This window comes from bacterium (assembly GCA_031082185.1).
Lineage (GTDB): Bacteria > Sysuimicrobiota > Sysuimicrobiia > Sysuimicrobiales > Humicultoraceae > VGFA01.
Genome location: JAVHLI010000004.1, coordinates 43,210 through 62,048 on the forward strand (window position 1 = coordinate 43,210; position 18,839 = coordinate 62,048).

Annotated in this window: 18 protein-coding genes; all 18 read right to left on the reverse strand. The window is 67.7% G+C overall.

The window, feature by feature from the left end:
• Window positions 1-14: 14 nt before the first annotated feature.
• The 18 genes from rpiB to RDU83_05270 all read right to left on the reverse strand — a co-directional run bounded on the left by rpiB (window position 15) and on the right by RDU83_05270 (window position 18,815).
• Complete coding sequence (gene rpiB / locus RDU83_05185) at window positions 15-464, reverse strand: ribose 5-phosphate isomerase B (GenBank protein MDQ7840408.1); 450 nt, start codon at window positions 462-464, stop codon at window positions 15-17.
• A gap of 5 nt (window positions 465-469) precedes the next feature.
• Window positions 470-1,363 carry a peptide chain release factor N(5)-glutamine methyltransferase gene (prmC, locus tag RDU83_05190; protein MDQ7840409.1) on the reverse strand — a complete coding sequence of 298 codons (894 nt, stop codon included), beginning with the start codon at window positions 1,361-1,363 and terminating at the stop codon, window positions 470-472.
• On the reverse strand, window positions 1,360-2,427 hold the full coding sequence (gene prfA, locus RDU83_05195) for a peptide chain release factor 1 (protein ID MDQ7840410.1): 1,068 nt from the start codon (window positions 2,425-2,427) through the stop codon (window positions 1,360-1,362). Before prfA ends, prmC begins: the two co-directional genes overlap by 4 nt.
• A 31-nt stretch (window positions 2,428-2,458) precedes the next feature.
• The gene (locus RDU83_05200) at window positions 2,459-3,058 is read right to left on the reverse strand and encodes a thymidine kinase (GenBank protein ID MDQ7840411.1); all 600 of its coding nucleotides are present in this window, start codon (window positions 3,056-3,058) and stop codon (window positions 2,459-2,461) included.
• Window positions 3,055-4,203, reverse strand: coding sequence for a hypothetical protein (locus tag RDU83_05205; GenBank protein MDQ7840412.1), 1,149 nt, complete (start codon window positions 4,201-4,203; stop codon window positions 3,055-3,057). Before RDU83_05205 ends, RDU83_05200 begins: the two co-directional genes overlap by 4 nt.
• A gap of 29 nt (window positions 4,204-4,232) precedes the next feature.
• Window positions 4,233-4,439 (reverse strand): 50S ribosomal protein L31, encoded by a 207-nt coding sequence (gene rpmE / locus RDU83_05210; protein MDQ7840413.1) that lies wholly within the window; start codon window positions 4,437-4,439, stop codon window positions 4,233-4,235.
• 99 nt (window positions 4,440-4,538) lie between these two features.
• The gene (locus tag RDU83_05215; GenBank protein ID MDQ7840414.1) at window positions 4,539-5,597 is read right to left on the reverse strand and encodes a M23 family metallopeptidase; all 1,059 of its coding nucleotides are present in this window, start codon (window positions 5,595-5,597) and stop codon (window positions 4,539-4,541) included.
• A 61-nt stretch (window positions 5,598-5,658) separates the two neighbouring features.
• Entirely contained in the window at window positions 5,659-6,921 is a 1,263-nt protein-coding gene (gene rho / locus RDU83_05220) for a transcription termination factor Rho (protein MDQ7840415.1), read from the reverse strand.
• A 43-nt stretch (window positions 6,922-6,964) separates the two neighbouring features.
• Window positions 6,965-7,639, reverse strand: coding sequence for a fructose-6-phosphate aldolase (gene fsa, locus RDU83_05225; GenBank protein ID MDQ7840416.1), 675 nt, complete (start codon window positions 7,637-7,639; stop codon window positions 6,965-6,967).
• Window positions 7,640-7,644: 5 nt separating this feature from the next.
• Window positions 7,645-9,141, reverse strand: coding sequence for an S-layer homology domain-containing protein (locus RDU83_05230; GenBank protein ID MDQ7840417.1), 1,497 nt, complete (start codon window positions 9,139-9,141; stop codon window positions 7,645-7,647).
• Window positions 9,142-9,393: 252 nt separating this feature from the next.
• Entirely contained in the window at window positions 9,394-11,067 is a 1,674-nt protein-coding gene (gene argS / locus RDU83_05235; protein MDQ7840418.1) for an arginine--tRNA ligase, read from the reverse strand.
• A gap of 16 nt (window positions 11,068-11,083) precedes the next feature.
• Window positions 11,084-12,295, reverse strand: coding sequence for an anhydro-N-acetylmuramic acid kinase (locus RDU83_05240; GenBank protein MDQ7840419.1), 1,212 nt, complete (start codon window positions 12,293-12,295; stop codon window positions 11,084-11,086).
• Window positions 12,292-13,206, reverse strand: a complete 915-nt coding sequence (murQ, locus tag RDU83_05245) for an N-acetylmuramic acid 6-phosphate etherase (GenBank protein MDQ7840420.1) — start codon at window positions 13,204-13,206, stop codon at window positions 12,292-12,294. Before murQ ends, RDU83_05240 begins: the two co-directional genes overlap by 4 nt.
• Window positions 13,207-13,219: 13 nt before the next feature.
• A complete protein-coding gene (locus RDU83_05250) occupies window positions 13,220-14,182 on the reverse strand; it encodes a BadF/BadG/BcrA/BcrD ATPase family protein (GenBank protein ID MDQ7840421.1) in 963 nt (320 codons plus the stop codon).
• A 5-nt stretch (window positions 14,183-14,187) separates the two neighbouring features.
• Entirely contained in the window at window positions 14,188-15,372 is a 1,185-nt protein-coding gene (locus RDU83_05255; GenBank protein ID MDQ7840422.1) for a serine hydrolase domain-containing protein, read from the reverse strand.
• Window positions 15,369-16,268 (reverse strand): ABC transporter permease, encoded by a 900-nt coding sequence (locus RDU83_05260; GenBank protein MDQ7840423.1) that lies wholly within the window; start codon window positions 16,266-16,268, stop codon window positions 15,369-15,371. Before RDU83_05260 ends, RDU83_05255 begins: the two co-directional genes overlap by 4 nt.
• Window positions 16,234-17,181, reverse strand: coding sequence for an ABC transporter permease (locus RDU83_05265; protein MDQ7840424.1), 948 nt, complete (start codon window positions 17,179-17,181; stop codon window positions 16,234-16,236). The genes RDU83_05260 and RDU83_05265 overlap by 35 nt, the downstream gene beginning before the upstream one ends.
• A gap of 119 nt (window positions 17,182-17,300) precedes the next feature.
• Window positions 17,301-18,815 carry an ABC transporter substrate-binding protein gene (locus tag RDU83_05270; GenBank protein ID MDQ7840425.1) on the reverse strand — a complete coding sequence of 505 codons (1,515 nt, stop codon included), beginning with the start codon at window positions 18,813-18,815 and terminating at the stop codon, window positions 17,301-17,303.
• Window positions 18,816-18,839: the final 24 nt, after the last annotated feature.

Consider the following 18,839-nt stretch of genomic DNA (forward strand, 5'->3'; position numbering starts at 1 on the left):
TCGCAGCCCGAGCCCTACTTCTTGCGCTCCTTCTCGTACCTTGAGATCTTGTCGATCCGTGGGATATGTCGTCCGCCCTCGAACGAGGTCGTCAACCAGGCCCGGACGATCTCCTTGGCCACTTCCAGTCCCACTATGCGCGCGCCCAGGGCGATCATGTTGGAGTCGTTGTGGGACCTGGCCAGCCGGGCGGTCGTAACGTCGTGGACCACTGCGCAGCGAATGCCCAGGACCTTGTTGGCCGCTATTGCTTCGCCGTTGCCGGTCCCGCCAAATATGATGCCTCGGTCGGAATCACCGCGTGCCACCGCCTCGGCCACCGCGATGCAGTAGTCGGGGTAGTCCACGGGTTCGACCGAGCCGGTGCCGAAGTCGCGCACCTCGTGCCCGAGCTCAAGCAGCAGCCGCGCCACCTCGGCCTTAAGGATCACGCCCGCGTGGTCTCCACCGATCGCTATCCGCACACGGATCACCTCCCACAATCAATGCCTGCGCAACGATCCCTGTGGGGCCGACGGGCGGCGACGACGCGTTCCCATCCCAGGCCGTCGCGCCGCACCTGCACCGCCTCGTAGTCGGACCTCTGCTGCAGGAGTTCGACCACCCGAGGCGCCTGGCCTGCTGCGACCTCCAGCACCAGCCAACCTCCCGGACGCAGCGCGCCCGGCGCCTCGTCCACCAGGCGGGCGTGGACGCTCTCTCCGTACCCTGGCGCCACGACTGCCAGCGCGGGCTCGAACTCCCGGATCTCGCGCGGCAGGGCGGCGGCGACCTCCGGGGCAACGTATGGCGGGTTACACGCCACCACGTCGAAGTGCCATCCCCCACCTATCACCGGGCCCAGCAGGTCGCCGGCAAGGAAGGTGATGCGCTCAGCGACGCGGTGGCGAACGGCGTTGGCGCGGGCCACATCCAGCGCCCCGTGCGAGAGATCGGTGGCCACCACCCGCGCATCGGGACGCAGGACGGCCACGCTCACCGCTATCGCGCCACTGCCCGTGCCGATGTCGGCAACGACGGGACTGGTAGTGCCACACAGCAGTTCCAGCATGGTTTCCACCAGGACCTCGGTCTCTGGGCGCGGGATCAACACCCGTTCGTCCACCAGGAAGTCAAGCCCCATGAACTCGCGGCGGCCGACGATGTAGGCCAGCGGCCGCCCGCGGGCACGCTCGCCGATGTAGCCCAGGTACCGGGCCCAAGCCCCGTCGGGGACCGGCTGGTTCCATGCGATGTGAAACTGAGTGCGGTTCAGGTCGAGTGCGTGGCGCAGCAGAACCTCGGACGTGACTGCGGCCTCTTCGATCCCCAGCGCGGCCAGGCGCTCCCTGCCGACCTGCCAGGCCTCGGCGACCGTCCTCAATCCACGGCCGTCAGGCGCTCTGTCTCCTCAGCCGAGGTCAGCGCGTCGACGAACTCGTCCAGGTCGCCGTCGAGGATCACGTCGAGGCGGTGGAGACTGAGCCCGATGCGATGGTCGGTCATGCGGTTCTGGGGGAAGTTGTAGGTCCGAATCTTCTCGCTGCGCACCCCGGTTCCCACCTGCAGGCGGCGCTCTTGGGCGATGGCCTCGGCCTGCTCCTGCTCGGCCTTCTCCAACAGGTGCGCCCGCAGGATGCGCATCGCCTTCTCCCGGTTCTTGAATTGGGATCGCTCGTCCTGACAGACCACCACGATCCCCGTGGGGATGTGCCGGATGCGCACCGCGGACTCAACCTTGTTGACGTTCTGGCCGCCGGCCCCACCCGCCCGGTAGGTTCCCACGTCAATCTCGTCGGGCTGGATGACGATCTCCACCTCCTCGGCTTCGGGCAGCACCGCCACCGTGACGGTGGACGTGTGGATGCGTCCCGAGGCCTCGGTCACCGGCACGCGCTGCACGCGGTGCACGCCGCTCTCGTACTTCAGCCGGCTGTACGCCCCGCGGCCGGTAATGGCGAAGATCACCTCCTTGAACCCGCCAATGCCGGTCGCATTCGAGGAGAGAATCTCCGGCTTCCACCGGCGCAACTCCGCGTAGCGCGTGTACATCCTGAAGAGATCTCCGGCGAACAGGGCGGCCTCATCGCCGCCCGTCCCCGCGCGGACCTCAATGATGACGTTGCGGTCGTCGCGCGGATCGCGGGGCAGCAGGAGCACCCGCAACTCCTCCTCGAGATCGTCCATCTGCTCGAGCAGTTGGACCGCTTCACTTCTCGCCAGATCGCGGATCTCGGGGTCGGTTTCCTCGCGCACCATCACCTCGGTCTCTTCGGCCTCGCGGCAGGCTTCGCGATATGCACGGAAGCGCGACACGGTCAGATCGAGGCCCGAATACTCGCGGGCGATCTGCTGGTAGCGGGCCCGGTCGGAGTGAACCGTTGGGTCGGCCATGGCCGCGGACAGCGCCTCGAACCGGGCCTCCACCGCCTCCAGGCGGGCCTGCATGCGGGAATCCATGCGTGTCATGCCTTTTCGATTATAACACCGGCACGACCGGTTCACCTGGGCGGCCTGGAACCTGGTGGCATCTGCGGCAGCGCGCCTCGTAGGCCTCGCGCGCGCCTACCAGGATTACCGGATCGTTGTAGTGCGCCGCGCGGCTTTCCACCAGCCGCTGGGTACGGCTCGCCGGTGCCCCGCACGTCATGCAGATCGCCTGCAGCTTGGTGACTTCCTCGGCTACCGCCAGCAGGTGGGGGATCGGTCCGAAAGGCACGCCCCGAAAGTCGGTGTCGAGCCCGGTCAGGAGAACGCGGATCCCTCTGCCGGCGAGCGTCTCGGCCACCTCCCCGATCCCGCTGTCGAGGAACTGCACCTCGTCCACGGCCACGACCTCGGTGCCCGGCTCCACCAGAGGCAGGATCTCAGCGCTGTGGGTCACGGGTATCGCCTCGATGCATACACCGTTGTGCGAGGTGATCGCACCCGCGCCGTAGCGGTCGTCCAGTGCGTGCTTGAAGACCGCCACTCGCTGCCGGGCGATCTGTGCGCGGCGCACGCGACGGATCAACTCCTCTGTCTTGCCGCTAAACATGCTCCCGCAGATAATCTCGATGCCACCGGTCGCGCGATTCATCGCCGCCTCCTGGTTCTTGCGCGCCTGTCCCTCCGGCCTCGCCAGGCGTCGCGGATGGCCGGCCCCGCCAGCAGGAGCACGGCCAGAACGATTGGGCCCAGGCCCAGCGCCCACAGCGCCGCCGTGACTGCCAGCCGCGTCCGGGAGGCCCGCCGTTGGACCTGCTCGCCGGCCTTCCGGCCGGCCTCCACGGCCCGAGAAGCGTCCGCAATGTCGAGCCGGCGCAGGGCTCCGGTTGCGCGCAGGGCCTCGACGTAGGCCGTCGCGCCGCCGGGCCTGGAAACCAGCCGGCCCGGGGTCTGGGCGAGGGTGTAGGCGCAGGCATATTCCACCCCACGCCTGTAGGTTAGGAAGTCCGCGTCCGAGAGGCGCGGGGGCGCCGCCTGCGCGAGCCGCGTACGCCAGCGCCGGTCGGCCTCGGCAATCGAGATGCCGAAGTACCGTTGGAAGAGCGAGGGGAAATCGTACCACCGCGCTCCGCCGACCCGCGCAAACGCAGCCACATGGCGCAGGCCGTGCTCCTCGGCCAGGTAGGCGAGAAACGATACGCTCTGGACGTAGGCGCCCGGCAGGGCCCGGCTGAAGTCGAGCTGGTGCACGATCTCCGCAATCGGAAGCAGCCCGCCCCTATCAAGAAACAGCCTCGCGTGAGCGTGGCTGTCAATCCCGACCAGCCTGTCGGCGACGAGGTCCCCCAGCCCCCAGGAAAGGAGCGGCACGGATCGCCCCACCGCCTGGCGGACGACAATCCGCGCTATCTGATAAGGGGAGACCAGAACGTTGCCCCCCTCGACGACGGTCCCCCATCCGTGGACCGTGCCGTCCCGAAGGATCGCAAACTGCCACCAGTCCCTCCGGAACGCATCGGGCGACGGGAACAGCGGGTAGGTGAGCACACCGTCCGGCGCAAGACCGCTGTCGCTCTCAATCTGCCGTAGGAGGTTGTCCAAGAGGGCCGCCACCGAGCCCGCCTCGGCATCTTCTCTTGTGCCGGGCAGGGTGTAGACCACGGATCGCGCGCCCGCGGTCGCCACCCAGGGCGGAACCGGGGGCGCGCCGCGATCGCCAGGCGGGATGGCGCCGGCTGACAGGATGACGCCGGCAGGCGGGCTCCACGCCAGGACGGATCCCGCGGAGAGGGCCACCAGCGCCAGGGTCAGCGGACGCGTAGGGCCTACTGGACCTTCAGGCCGTACTTGCGGACGAACTTCTGGACCCTGCCCTCGGCGTCAACGAACCTGCGCTGGCCGGTGTAGAAAGGATGGCACTTCGAGCAGATCTCGACGCGGATCGCCTTCTTGGTGGATCCTGCCACGAACGTCTCGCCGCAGGCGCAGGTAACGCGCGCTTCCTGGTAGTCTGGGTGGATACCCTGCTTCATGTCCTTCTCCTCATTTGCCATTCATCCCGGGGTGGGAACACGCGGGATTATACCAGACCGGACCACCGGCGTCGAGGCCGGCTCATGTGCGAGGACGGATCAGCGAAGGTAGCTCAGGGGATTGACGGCGCGACCGTTGACGCGAACCTCGAAGTGCAGGTGCGACCCGGTGCAACGGCCGGTGCAACCGACACGGGCGATCAACTGGCCCTTCTTGACGGGCCGCCCGGGTTGGACAAGAAGGCTCGACGCGTGGCCGTACACGGTCACGACGCCGCCGCCGTGGCGGACGAACACCACCCGGCCGTAGCCGCCCTTCCACCCGGAGTACTCCACGACGCCATCGCGCGCCGCATAGATCGGTGTGCCCCGCGGCGCGGCCAGGTCAATGCCCTCATGGTGGCGGCGGTACCGCAAGCCGAACCGCGAGGTCAAGGTGCCGCGTGTCGGCCAGATGAGGGCCCCGCCTGAGCGCAGCAGCGAGGCGTCTGCCATCACCGACCCCGACGGATACGGCCGGGTCCGCGACCGCAGCCCGACCTGCCGGTGCCGCGGAAGCGCCCCTGCCGAAACAACGATCCGCTGGCCCGGCTTGATCCAGTCGGAGTCGCCCAGATCGTTCATCGCCATCAGGTCCTCGACCCGCGTCCCATAGCGGCCGGCGATCTCCCACAGAGTCTCACCGCTCCGCACCACGTGCACCGCGGACCTTTCGGGACGCGCGACGGTACGGGCCGCGGGCAGGGAGGCAGTAACCGACGCGGCCCCCGACGGGATTTCCAGGGACCTGCCTAGCGGCAGGATCGCGGTCAGGACCAGCCGGTTGGTCGCGGCCAGAGCCTCAACCGTCACGCCGTGCCGCTGCGCGATCGTCCAGAGGGTGTCCCCGGATTGTACCGTGTGAACGCGGGGCGTCGGGTCAGGCCTGGATGCCTTCACGGCCGCCTGTGCCGTCTTCTGTGCTGCCTGCGCCGCGGCCATCTGCCGGGCGGCATGCGCCGATGGCCGCAGGGCCACGATCTGCCGGAGGCCTTCTTCGGCGGAAGCCGGAACCACGACGGCCTGGACAGGGGGGCGATGGGTGTCCGTAACCCCGAACGCGGGAGTAACCGCCACGAAGATCCCGAGGAGCACGATGGCTGTGGCGGGTGTGCGCAACCTTCCCTCCTCGGTTTGACTGGGTAGTTCTATCAGTTCGACACCGGGCTGGGGGTTCCTGCTACGGCCCGTTGTCTTCTGAGCTCTTGACGATGGACCTAAGGAAGCCCGCGTTGTTCGCGGTCTTGCGCAGCCGGTCAAGGATAAGCTCGGTTACCGCCACCGTATCAAGCTGCTCGAGGCTCTTGCGCAGCACCCAGACCTTGCGCAACTCCTCGTCGGTCAGCAGCAGCTCCTCGCGCCGAGTGCCCGACATCTTGATGTCAATTGCCGGGAAGGTGCGCCGCTCCTGGAGCTTCCGGTTGAGGTGCAGCTCCATGTTGCCCGTACCCTTGAACTCCTCGTAGATCACGTCGTCCATCCGGCTGCCGGTGTCTACAAGGGCTGTGGCAATGATGGTCAGGCTGCCGCCCTCCTCGATCTTGCGCGCGGCGCCGAAGAACCGCTTGGGCCTGTGCAGGGCCGCGGGGTCGAGTCCGCCCGAAAGCGTGCGGCCCGACGGCGGGATGACCAGGTTGTTCGCGCGGGAGAACCGGGTCAGGCTGTCGAGCAGGATCACGACGTCCCGGCCTCCTTCCACGATACGTTTGGCGCGCTCCAAGACCAGGTCGGCCACCTGGATGTGCTCCTCGGGCGCCCGGTCGAAGGTGCTGGCCACGACCTCGGCCTCCACGGAGCGCCGCATGTCGGTGACCTCTTCGGGGCGCTCGTCGAGCAGCAGCACCATGAGGTAGATCTCGCTGTGATTCTGTACTATAGACTGCCCGATCTTCTTGAGCAGGGTGGTCTTCCCGGCCTTGGGCGGCGAGACAATCATGCCGCGCTGCCCCTTGCCGATGGGCGCGAACAGGTCCACCACCCGCACGGTTAGGTCGGACTCGGGCAACTCCAGCCGGATCCGCTCAAGCGGGAAGATCGGCGTCAGGTGCTCGAACGAGGGACGCGAGCGCGCCTGCTCCGGGTCGAGGCCGTTGACCGCCTCCACGCGCAGGAGCGCGAAGTACTTCTCGTTGTCCTTCGGCGGCCGGACCTGACCCAGGACCTCGTCGCCTACGCGCAACCCGAACCGCTTGATTTGCGAGGGCGACACGTAGATGTCCTCGCCCCCGGGCAGGTATCCGCTGGTCCGGAGGAAGCCGTAGCCCTCCGGCATGATCTCCAGGATCCCGGCGCGAATCAGCAGGCCCGCATCCTCGGTCTGCTTCTGAAGCACGCGCATGATCAGCTCCTGCTTCCGGTAGCGCCGGTAGTTGGCTATGTTGAGCTCACGGGCCATGTCCTGGAGCTCCGCGAGGGTCTTGGTTTCGAGTTCGGCTATCGGCACGGCTAGATCACCTCTCCTGTTCGGTCCCCACCGCGGCGAGGGCTCAGCCGCGCGCGGTGCGCCGGGCCTCGAGTTCTACTTGAAGCCGGCGGGCATCCGCCAGGAACTTCTCGAGCCCGATGTCGGTCATCGGGTGGTTGAAGAGCTGCTCCATGACCCTAAACGGCATCGTGGCCACGTGGCAGCCGACCAGCGCGGACTGGATCACGTGGACCGGGTGGCGGAGACTGGCGGATAGCACCTTTGTCTCGAACCCGTAGTTCCGGTAGGCGTCGCAGATGTCGCGTGCGAGCTCCATGCCATCGGTGCCCGCGTCGTCCAGGCGTCCGACGAACGGGCTTACATAGGTTCCGCCCGCCTTCGCGGCTATCAGCGCCTGGGCCAGCGAGAACACCAGCGTGACGTTGCACCGAATGCCCTTCGCGCGCAGCACCCGCAGCGCCCGGATGCCCTCGGGCGTGATCGGGACCTTCACGACCACGTTGGGGGCCCAGGTGGCGAACTCCTCACCCTCCCGAATCATCCCCTCGGCATCGGCCACCGTCGCCTCGACGCTCACAGGGCCCGGGCAGATCGAGCAGATCTCCTGGATCAGACTCTTGTGCTCGCGGCCTTCCTTGGCGACATGGGTGGGATTCGTGGTAATGCCGTCGAGGATGCCCCACGACTGCGCGGCGCGGATCTCCTCGATGCTGGCGGTGTCGACGAAGAATTCCATTGCCGCTACCTTCCGGTGGCTTCGATGTACATGACCTCGGCGGCCTCGGTGGGACGCAGCATCTTGAGCGTGTCCCCGGGCCGCAGCTGCATCAGCAGTACCGGCTGATCGTTCCGGTAGATGGCGCTGACAACCGCCACCCGGTGCGATCGAACCTGGCGGTTCGCGTCCTCGACGACCACAACCGGGGGCGGCCCGCCACGGACCTCGCGCAGCGTCGCGGTCACATAGTCGTAGCGGCCCAGCGCCTCCATCAGGACGTTGAGGGCAAAGATCGCCTCGCCGCGGTTGGCGGTCCGCGCCGGCCGGAAGGTGTTGTCGGCCAGGGGAAGGACGATCTTGCGGTCAATGGCCACCACCACGCTCCCACGCAAATCTGATGGGATATCGCGCGCGTCGGCCACCACCAGCGTATCGTTGGCCCGGCGCAGCGCCTCCACTTCAAGGCCCATGGCGCGCACGATGAACGCCGCCAGTTCGGCCCTCGTCACCGGCAGCCTGGGCCTGAACGTGTTGTCGGGATACGCCGAGATCAGCCCGCGCTGAAACGCGATCAAGATCGTTGTGGGATTCTCCTTGGTCGTGTGCACTGCGACCAGCTCGTAGCGGCCCGGCCGGACCGGCTGGGAGTTCTGGTCGAGCTGCTTCCACCGCGACGCGAACTTCATTGACTGGTTGGCGGCCAGAGACACGGGCCGCTCCATGGGGACGAACGGCCGGTTCAGCGACCAGCGCGCCACCTCGTTCCCTTCCGCGTCGCGGATCACGAAGTCGTGGAACTGCGAGGTCGTGTACTCAAACGCGACATCCTGCAGCAAGAACACCTTGAGTCCCGGCTTGATCTGGACGGCGCCCTCATCGTAGAGCTCCAGAACCGAGCCGTCCGCGCGCGCCTCCAGCACCCGGAACCTTGCGACCTTGCCGCGTGTTACTCCAGCCGCGGCACGGGTCTCGGTGTACAGCTCGCCCTCGACCCCTGCCTTCAGCCCGTCACGGTCACTCATCTTGATGCGCGTCCGTCCGCGGTCCGGGGACAGGAACTCGGTCTCACGGCCCGGACCATCGTTGGCGATCGTGAAGGTGATCTCGATCTCCTCGTCGGGACCGTACGTGGTCTTGTTTGCCGTCAGGGCGTACCGGACGGTACCCTTCCTTACCTCGGTTCTCGTGGCCGAGACCGTGCCCATTATCGAGGCCGCGGCGACGGCCATCCGGTCTGCCGCCGGAATCTGGTCCACGTCGCGGAAGTCGGGCGGACGCACCCCACCCGTGGGTATGCCGAGCGCGCGGGCCAGGAACAGCGCCATGTCCAGCCGGGTGACAGGTTCCTCAGGGGCCAGCCGGCCGTCAGGCAGGCGAATCGCCAGTCCCTTCGCCACCATCCGCTCCGCGGCCCGCCGCGATGGGTGCGTGCTCATGTCCGTGAAGATCTGGGCGGTGGCCGGAGCCGCGGCCAGGGCAATCAGGACCAACACCGCGGCCAAGCGTGTGCGAATCGTCATCACAGGTGCGCCTCCCTCGGGATTACCGATGGCGTGCAGGTCTATCAGAACTGTTCACCGCGTGATTTGTGGTTCGAACATCGTCTGGGACACAACCCCGGAAGTTTCGTTTGGGCCGGAGATTGATAGCGGCAAGCGGCGACCGCGCACCTGCCGCCGGTAGATCTTGAGATATTCGTATCACACAGGCCGATGCCATTGCAATAGCAACCTCGGCCGAATCGAACCGGTGCCGATCAGGTGGGCCTCCGATCACATGCTTTCGGGGGTTGAAACCCCCAGCAGCCCCAGCGTGCGCCGCAGCACTATCCGGGCAGCCTCGACCAGGGCCAGCCGCGCGGCGGTCAGGTCCGGATCGTCGGTCAGAACGCGGCAGTGGGCGTAGAAGAGATGGAACGCCTCGGCAACCTCGCGGGCATACGCGCAGAGACGATGGGGCTCACGCCGCAGACCTGCCAGTCGGACAACCTCGGGAAGTTCGCCCAGGGCGTGGATCAGAGCGGCCTCGCGTTCGTCGGCCAGGCGCTCCAGCGGGCGGTCCAGCGATGAGCAGGCGTCTCCGCCACCTGCCTTCCCGGTTGCCTCGCGCAGGATGCCGGCGATACGCGCATGGGCGTACTGCACGTAGTACACGGGGTTGTCCTGCGAGGGCTGAAGCGCCAACGCGACGTCGAAGTCCATGGGAACCGAGGGCGAGGCCATCGCGAAGAAGTACCTTGCGGCGTCCACCCCGACGGCGTCCATCAGCTCCCGCAGGGCCACGAACTCGCCGCTGCTCTTGGACATGCGCAGGGACTCACCCGCGTTCTTCAATCGCACGTGCTGGTAGATGAGGATTTCCAGGGCCTCGGGCGGGACGCCCATCGCGGCCAGCCCGCCCTTGACGCGGGCCACATCGCCGATGTGATCAATGGCCCAGACGTTTATCATCATGTCGAAGCCGCGCGCCAGCTTGTCGAGATGGTAGGCTATGTCGCTGCCGAAGTAGGTCCACTCGCCGGTGGACTTGACGATCACCCGGTCCTTGTCGTCACCAAAGCAGGACGAGCGAAACCAGGTCTTGCCATCGGCCTCGTAGATGTAGTCGCGGGCCCGAAGCTCGGCGAGCACCCGGTCCACCGCCCCTGAACGAATCAGCCCGCGCTCGCTGAACCAGGTGTCGAACCTCACACCAAACCGCTCGAGCACCTCTCTGATGTCCGCGACGGCCGCGGTCACGCTCACGTCTCGGAAGTGGTCCAGGCGCTCGTCCTGGGAGGCCCGCAGCCATCTGTCGCCGTCGTCCGCAACGATCCTGCCTGCCAGGTCCTTGACATACTCGCCCGGGTAGCCCCCCTCGGGAAACGGCGTGGGCTGCCCGAGCATGTTCAGGTAGTGGGCCTCAACCGAACGCGCCAGGTTGTGCACCTTCTGGCCGGCATCGTTCATGTAGTACTCGCGCGAGATAGAGAATCCAAGAGCCCCCAGCAGGTTGGCCAGCACGTCGCCTATAACCGCGTTGCGGCCGGCACCGACGTGAAGCGGGCCTGTGGGGTTGGCGCTGACGAACTCGACGTTCACGCGCCGACCGGCGCCGATCGTCTGCAGGCCGTAGCCGTCCCCGAGCCGGCAGATAGTCGCAACCAAGTCGCGCTTCCAGGGCCAGGCAACCGTCAGGTTGATAAACCCGGGGCCGGCGACCTCGAGACGCTCGATGCGATCAGGGGGAGGCGCGTAGGCCTCGATCAGGCGCTGCGCGATCTCGCGGGGCTTCCCGCCGACGTGCTTGGCCAGCAGCAGTGCCGCGTTGGTCGCATAGTCGCCGTGCCGGCGATCCCTGGGAACCTCCACATCGAACGGCGGCACATCACCCGAGGGAATCGCGCCGGATTCCATGGCGCGGGTGATGGCGTCCCGGATCTCTCGCCTCAGGGCCTCGCGAAACATCGCCTTACTATACCACCTACGCCGTGCGGGATACCGGCGCGCGGGGTGCAGGCGCGAGGGGCGCGGGCGTGAACTTCCCCAGAACGCGCGGCCCGGCTGCCCCGGTTGCGGCCGGCACGTTCGTGGCCAGCCCGGCCACCGCGTCGGAGGCCAGCAGCGCAAACGCCATCGCCTCCTTCAGCTTGCCGTCCACCCCGAACTCCTCGCAACGGTAGACCGGAAGACCCAACCCCGAGGCAATGCGCCCGCGCAGGAAGTCGTTGTAGGATCCGCCGCCTCCCAGCACCACCTCGTCCAGCCCGGCCCGAGGAATCAGGAACTCGCGGTAGGCCCGCACGATCGAATCTGCGGTCAGCGCCGAGACGGTGGCCACGGCGTCCTCTGGGCCGAGCCCGCGGCGGAGCGCCTGTTCAAGGAGTGCCGCGGCGAACGGTCGGCCGTAGACCTCTCGGCCGGTGGTCTTGGGCGGGGAGAGCCGCAGAAACGGATCGCCCATCAGCTCGTCCAGCCAGTCTTCGTGCACCCGTCCCCTGGAGGCCATCGCGCCCCCGTGGTCGTATGCCTGGGCCCCGCCGGTGGTGAGTTGCACCACGCCGTCAATCAGCATGTTACCGGGACCGGTGTCGAACGCCAGGGCGTCGCCGGGACCGCATCCGGCCGGTAGATAGGTGACGTTACCGATTCCCCCGATGTTCTGCACAGCGCGCGTGCGCGCGGGGTGCCGGAACACGACCAGGTCGAAGTACGGCACCAGCGGCGCGCCGTGCCCGCCGGCGGCAATGTCGGCCACGCGGAAGTCGGCCACCACCGGCAGGCCGGTGCGCTCCGCTATCACCGCCGATTCCCCTAACTGCAGCGTCGCGCCGTCCGGGCTGGGAATGTGCCAGACCGTCTGGCCGTGCGAGCCGACCAGATCCACCTCTGCCGGATGCAGCCCGGCCTGGGCGATCACCGCCAGCGCCGCGTCCGCGAAGAGGTCGCCCAGTCGGAAGTTGAACCGGCACAGGCGATCCACCGAGGCGGTCGCCGGATTGAACATGGAGAACAGCTCGTCACGATCCGCATCGGAGAAAGGCACCGTCAGGCCGGCGACCAGCCGCACCCGTGCCTCCAGCCCGGCGCCGGCGATCTCAACGAGAGCGGCGTCAATCCCATCGGCCGAGGTGCCCGAGATCAAGCCCACCACCCGCTTCGGGTCTTTGCGCGCAAGAATAGCCGCGGTTCTCACCGTCCGCACCCCTCATCTCTGGCCTCGATTGCCGCCCGGACAAACCCGCCCGCCCGTTCCAGCAGCCGCTCGGCCTCCTGGCGCCCCACCCTTGCCAGCGCCATAACGATGGCGACCTTGGTGCTGCCGCCGGCCTCGTCCAGCAGTCGGCCGCCGGCGTCGGCATCCAGGCCGGTCGCCTGCGCCACCATGCGCCGCGCGCGCGATTCCAGCTTCTGGTTGCTGGGCGGCATGTCCACCATCAGGTTCGAATACACCTTGCCCAGCCGAACCATGGCCGTGGTGCTGAGCATGTTCAGCACCATCTTCTGGGAGGTCCCGGCCTTCATGCGCGTCGAACCGGTGAGGACCTCCGGGCCGGTAACCGGCGTGATGGGAATATCCACCGCCCGCTCCAGCAGCGAGCCGGGGGCATTGCACAGACCGATGATGGTGCAGCCGCGCCTCCGCGCCTCTGCGACGGCTCCCAGCACGAACGGCGTCACGCCGCTGGCGGCGATTGCCACGACCGCGTCGTTGCCTCCTGCGCCGATTGCCGATACCTCCGCGGCGCCCGCGGCAGCGTCATCCTCGGACGGCGCAGCCGATCCGATTGTGGCCTGCGAACCTCCGGCGACGAGGACCGGAATCAGCCCCGGCTCAACCCCGAAGGTGGGCGGCCACTCCAGCGCGTCGAGCAGGCCGATCCGCCCACTGGTGCCGGCGCCTACGTAGATGACGCGGCCCCCGGAGCGCACGGCCCGCACGATGGCTTCCACCGCCTGCGCAATCTGGGGGATCTCGGCGGCCACGGCATCGGGGACGCTGTCATCCTCCTGGTTGATCACACGCAGGATCTCCTCGGTGGAGAGGCGGTCCATCTCCATGGTCCTGGGATTGCGCTGCTCTGTCTCCAGTTCCCAGTAGTTCACCCTGGGCCGTTGATCAGGCGGTGTCATCGCGATCACCTCGCTCGCGCCACGCGGTCTCAATGCCTGCCGCTCGGGCCGCCAGCAGCGCGGCGCCGATCTCAGGCGGGAAGCGGGCAGGGGTCAGCACGGCCGGGCACGCTCGGGCGTCAAGCGCCCGCATCATCAGCCCGGCCATAGGCCCACCCTCGCCCAGTACCCCTCCGGACGCCACCAGCGTGAACCTGTTCTGCTCCCAGCCCAAAACACGCGCAACGGCGTCCACCATCGCGGCAAGCCCATCACCGGCGCGCTCCAGGATGCGCGCGGCAACCGGATCTCCCGCTGCCGCGGCTTCCACCGCCAGCGGGGCGACCGACGCGACCGCGTCTATGCTCGCTCCGCGCACGGCGGCCTTGAGCGCCGCAAGCGAAGCGATGCCGAATCGTGCCCGGACCGCTTCAACCATGAGGGTGGTATCCCCGCGGCCGTCGTACGCGCGCATCGCGGCCCGCAGTACAGCGCGGCCGATGGAGTATCCGCTGCCTTCATCGTCGAGGAGCGGTCCCCATCCTCCGGCACGCGCCCGCCGGCCGCCCTCGTCCACCCCGAACGCTATGGAACCGGTGCCGGCTATGATCACCACGCCGGGCGACAGCGCTGTGCCGCCGGCCAGCGCGGCCGCGGCGTCGTGATCCACATGCACGAACCGGGCGATGTTGGCCCTGGTGAGCGCGCCGATCAGCCGCTCGCGGATTGCCGGGTCGTCTGCACCGGCCAGCCCGGCTCCGAGCGCGGCTACCGTCTCCGCCATGCCGGAAGTGGCCAGTGCCTCGCGCGCCGCGGCCACTACAACGGCCGCCGCTTCCTCGGGCTCCCGATGGTAGGCGCTCGAGGAGCGTACCGACGCCGTCGAGATCACCGACCCGGTCGAGGACACCACTGCCGCGCGGGTCTTCGACGCGCCCCCATCCACCCCGATCAGCACCACCTCAGCCATCTGGGTCAACCATCGAGGGCCTCGATCACCGCGTCGTGGAACGCCGGGCGGAAAGCCTGGATCTCCTCCCGCTGTGCAGTAGGATGCACGCGGTTGGTCAGCAGCACCACCACCAGGTCGCGCGCGGGGTCCACCAGTATGGAGGTCCCTGTGAAACCGGTGTGGCAGTACGCCTGCATCGAGGCGCGCGTGCCGGCAGAGGGCCCGCCCTGCAGGCTCCACCCGAGCCCTCCTCGACCCGGGCCCGGCTGCCCTGTCTGGTCCCGCGTGGCTTCCGCAACGGTCGCCGGACGCAGGACGCGCGCGCCGTCCATCGCCCCGCCGCGCAGCATGGCCGCGCCGAACCGTGCAACGTCCCCGGCGGTGGCGAACAGCCCGGCGTGACCCGCCACCCCGCGTCCCAGGTGCCAGGCGTTGCCGTCGTGCACCTCGCCCCGAAGCAGGTGGGTTCGCCAGGCGAACCCCCTGCCCAGCCCCTGCTCGCGAGCCTTCATCCGCTCATAACCGTTCCCGACCTCGGTGGCGGCGCAGCGCGTCCGCCATGCCCGCGGCGGCGAGAACCGCGTCGCCCCAAGACCCAGCGGACCGAAGATACGCGCGCGCGCGTAGGCGTCGAGGGACATCCCGGTGAGGCGCTCCACCAGGTACCCCAGCAGGATGAACCCCAGATCGCTGTACTCCACCCGCGACCCGGGCGGCGCCAGAACGGGTGTGGCGCAGATGCGCGCCGCCGCTCCTTCGATGGATCGGCAGGCGCCCGCGCGCTCCCGCCCTCCCCCCGAAGGACGCGCGACTTTGAGGTAGAGCATCTCCCAGGCCGGGAGCCCCGCGGTGTGCGCCAGCAGGTGGCGGACCGTCGCCTCTGCCTTTCCTCCCCAGGCGAAGCGAGGGATGTGTATCGCGACCGGGGCATCGAGATCAACCGCGCCTCTTTCCCAAAGCTGGAGCACGGCGGTCGCAGTGGCCATCGGCTTGGTCAGACTGGCCAAATCGAACACCGTCTCGATCATCATCGGGCGGCGCCGGGGAACCACCTGCGCATCCCCGAACGCCTGGTGCAGCAGCCAGTCCTTCCCCCTGGCCACCGCGACGACCGCGCCGGGGAAGATACCGTCCCGCAGCCCCTCTGCCACGCGCGCCTCTACCACCTCACGTACGCGCACCGCCCGGCGCATCGGCCTGGCGGTCATCGCAGCCTCGGATCGAGCAGGTCACGCAGGCCGTCGCCCAACAGGTTGAATCCGAGCACGACGATCATGATCGCCAGGCCGGGAAAGACGGCGTTCCAGGGAGCCAGCTCGAGCAACTGCCGCCCGTCGCTGAGCATGTTGCCCCACGAGGGCGTAGGCGGCCGCGTGCCGAGCCCCAGGAAACTGAGCGCCGACTCCGAGAGGATAGCCAGCGACAGACTCAGCGAGATCTGCACGATCATCGGGGCCATCACGTTGGGAATGACGTGCCTCCACATGATCCGCGCGTTGGCCATCCCCAGCGCCCTGGCGGCGTCAATGAACTCGAGCGAGCGCACGCCCAACGCCGCGGCCCTGGCCACGCGCGCGAACTGGGGCGTGTAGACGATCCCGATGGCGATCACCAGGTTGAACAGGCTGGTGCCCAGCACGGCCATGATCGCGATAGCGAGGAGGATGGCCGGGAACGCAAAGACGACGTCCATGATCCGCATCGAGACCGAGTCCCACCACCCACCGTAGTATCCCGCGGACAGACCGACCGAGGTCCCCATCGCCACGGCCGCCAGCACGGACAGAAAGGCGACCACCAGGGAGACGCGCGAACCCATCAGCACGCGGCTGAACACGTCGCGGCCGAACTCGTCGGTGCCGAAAAGGTACCGGCCGCCGGGCGGAGAGAGCGCGTCCTCTGGGGACATGACCCGGACGTCGTGGGGAACTACCGCGGGTGCCGTCACCGCTATCCCAATGCTGGCAAAGATAATGACGAAGCCGATCGGCGCGACGCGGTTGCGCAGGAACCGGCGCGCCCACCACCGCCAGCCGGTGCCCAGGCGCGGCCCCGCGGCCGCCGGCGCCTTACCCGTATCGGATGCGCGGATCAATCCAGGCATAGAGCAGATCCACCACCAGGTTGGTAACGACGAAGAGCAGGGCAATGGTCAGCACGACCCCCTGCACCACCGGATAGTCGCGCTGGAAGATCGCCTGCAACACAAGGCGGCCCATCCCGGGGAGGGCGAAGATCTCCTCGATCACCACGGTGCCACCCAGCAGGTAGCCCATCTGAAACCCCACAACGGTAATGACCGGGATCATCGCGTTCGGCAGGGCGTGGCGGAGCATCACGGCCGATGCCCGCAGCCCCTTGCCCCGAGCGGTCCGGACATAGTCCTGCCCCAGCACCTCGAGCAGCGACGAGCGGATGTAGCGCATCAGTATCGCCGCGATCGCCACCCCCAAGGCGATGGCCGGCAGGTAAAGACTCTCCAGCGTGCCGAGGGGATTCTGCGACAAGGGGACATACTGGCCGAGCGAGACGTGCAGGTATCGGGAGAAGACGAGAATCAGCATCGCGCCGAGCCAGAAGTTGGGCATCGAGAGGCCGAGCAGCCCGCCGATGCGCGTCAGCACGTCAAACGCCGAGTTGCGCGTAACCGCCGAGAGGATGCCGAGCGGCACCGCAATGGTCAGCGCAATGGCCAGTGAGAACATCGCGAGCTGAAACGAGAGCGGCAGCCGCGCCATGATGTCGGGAAGCACCGGGCGCGAGGTCCGCAGCGAAACGCCGAAATCCCCGCGGAGAATCCGTCCCAGGTAGTCAACGAACTGCGCCCAGATCGGCTTGTCCACCCCAAAGAACCGGCGCAGCTCGGCCATCTGTTCGGGCGTCATCTCTACCTGGGTTCCCAGGAAGAGCTGGACGGCGTCTCCCGGTATCAGACGTATCAGCAGGAAGACGACGGCGAGTATGCCGAGTAGTACGGGAATGAGCGCCAGCAGGCGCGTGGCCAGATACCTTTGCATGGATGGATACTGGTTGGGTCCCGGGGGGCGGTTCGCCGCCCCCCGGGATTACACTCTCACTTGATCCCGTTACTCGCGATCCTGTTGCCTACGATCGCGCTGCCTGAGTACGGCAGTGCCTATCGCTCGATCGTCGCCCTCTCCAAAAGGTAGAGGGCGCCGTTGCCTATGATCCTGAAGCCCTTCACATACCCCTGAAGCACCTGTGTCTCCATGGGCACGTAGAGGAACAGGGCCGGGGCGGCCTCTATCAAGGCGCGCTGCAGCTCGTCGTAGATCGGCCTGCGCGCATCTGCCTCGAGGTTCACGCGGCCCCGCTCCAGCAGCCGGTCTATTGCCGCGTCCTTGAACAGGAAGTTGTTGACCCCTCCGGTGCTGTGGAACGTGCGGTACAGGAACCGGTCGGGATCCGGATCGCCCCCGCGCAGCTCGATCATCGTGTCGAAGTCGCGGGCAACCCACCGGTTGATGTAGGTTCCCCACTCGAGCGTCTCCAGCGTCGCGGTCACGCCGATCGCCCGGAGCTGCTCCTGGATCACCTGCGCCACCGCGATGCCTCCCTCGTAGGTCGGAGAGGTTACGATCCGCGTGGCGAAACCGGCCGGGTGTCCGGCCTCGGCTAGTAGCTGGCGGGCGCGCGCGATGTTCTGGGTATAGGACGGGAAGCGCGATGTCGGCAATGCCCACGGCGTGGGTGCCGATACCGGCCCTGAGACCGTCGCGAAGCCGAACTCCGCGGTGTTCACGATCGCCTGCCTGTCAATCGCGAACGAGAAGGCGTACCGCACCCTAGGGTCGGTGTAGGGCGGCCGGCTGGTGTTGAACGCGAAGATCCTAAGGTTGATGCCGGCCTTCTGCATAACGTTCAGCGCCGCCTCGCGCCGCGCCGCGGCAATCACCGGGCCCTGGTTTATCGTGGCCATGTCCAGCGCGCGCGTCCGAACGCCGGCAAGCAGCGATGCCTGATCAGGTATGACCCGGATGATCAGCGTGTCGAAGTTCGGGAGGCCGCTGCGGAAGTAGTTGGGGTTCTTCACGAGGCGCATGAAGTTGTCGGGCACCCATTCCGCCAGCATGTACGGTCCGGTGCCGGCGACGTTCCGCTGCAGGTTGCCGTGCCGCAAGACGGCCGCCTTCTCGACGATCGAGAGGTTGGCCGAGCACAGGCCGGACAGCAGCGATGCCAGCGGGAAGACCATCTTGACCCGCACCGTGTAGCGATCCGGGGTGTCAACCTCCTTGATGACGTCAATGAACGACCGGCCGGGTGCCCGCGTCGCCGGATCCAGCACGCGATCGAGGGTGAACTTCACGTCCTCGGACGTCATCTCGGCGCCGCTGTGGAACTTCACCCCGCGGCGCAGCCGGAAGATCGCGGTGCGGGGATCGGGGAACTCCCATGACTCGGCGAGATCCGGCTCGATCTCAAGCTTGTCGTTGTAGCGAACCAGCTTGTTGTACAGGAAGTCAATGCGCCGGAACGAAGAAAACGCGGTCACCAGGTTGGGATCCAGCCCCACGACCTCCTGGTCCACGCCTATTGTGAACGTTACACCGGCCGGGCCTGCGCGCACCGGCATCACGGGCAGCGCCAGCGCCACGACCACGAGCAATAACCACCAGCGTCCTTTCACTGTAGTCCCCTCCTTGGATGTACC

Excerpts from the sequence above, each read along its gene's own strand:
- RDU83_05230 (MDQ7840417.1), bottom strand. The coding sequence starts at position 9,141 with ATGACGATTCGCACACGCTTGGCCGCGGTGTTGGTCCTGATTGCCCTG.
- argS (MDQ7840418.1), bottom strand. The coding sequence starts at position 11,067 with ATGTTTCGCGAGGCCCTGAGGCGAGAGATCCGGGACGCCATCACCCGC.
- RDU83_05255 (MDQ7840422.1), bottom strand. The coding sequence starts at position 15,372 with ATGACCGCCAGGCCGATGCGCCGGGCGGTGCGCGTACGTGAGGTGGTA.
- RDU83_05200 (MDQ7840411.1), bottom strand. The coding sequence starts at position 3,058 with ATGAATCGCGCGACCGGTGGCATCGAGATTATCTGCGGGAGCATGTTT.
- RDU83_05260 (MDQ7840423.1), bottom strand. The coding sequence starts at position 16,268 with ATGCCTGGATTGATCCGCGCATCCGATACGGGTAAGGCGCCGGCGGCC.
- RDU83_05250 (MDQ7840421.1), bottom strand. The coding sequence starts at position 14,182 with ATGGCTGAGGTGGTGCTGATCGGGGTGGATGGGGGCGCGTCGAAGACC.
- rpmE (MDQ7840413.1), bottom strand. The coding sequence starts at position 4,439 with ATGAAGCAGGGTATCCACCCAGACTACCAGGAAGCGCGCGTTACCTGC.
- prfA (MDQ7840410.1), bottom strand. The coding sequence starts at position 2,427 with ATGCAGGCCCGCCTGGAGGCGGTGGAGGCCCGGTTCGAGGCGCTGTCC.
- RDU83_05265 (MDQ7840424.1), bottom strand. The coding sequence starts at position 17,181 with ATGCAAAGGTATCTGGCCACGCGCCTGCTGGCGCTCATTCCCGTACTA.
- fsa (MDQ7840416.1), bottom strand. The coding sequence starts at position 7,639 with ATGGAATTCTTCGTCGACACCGCCAGCATCGAGGAGATCCGCGCCGCG.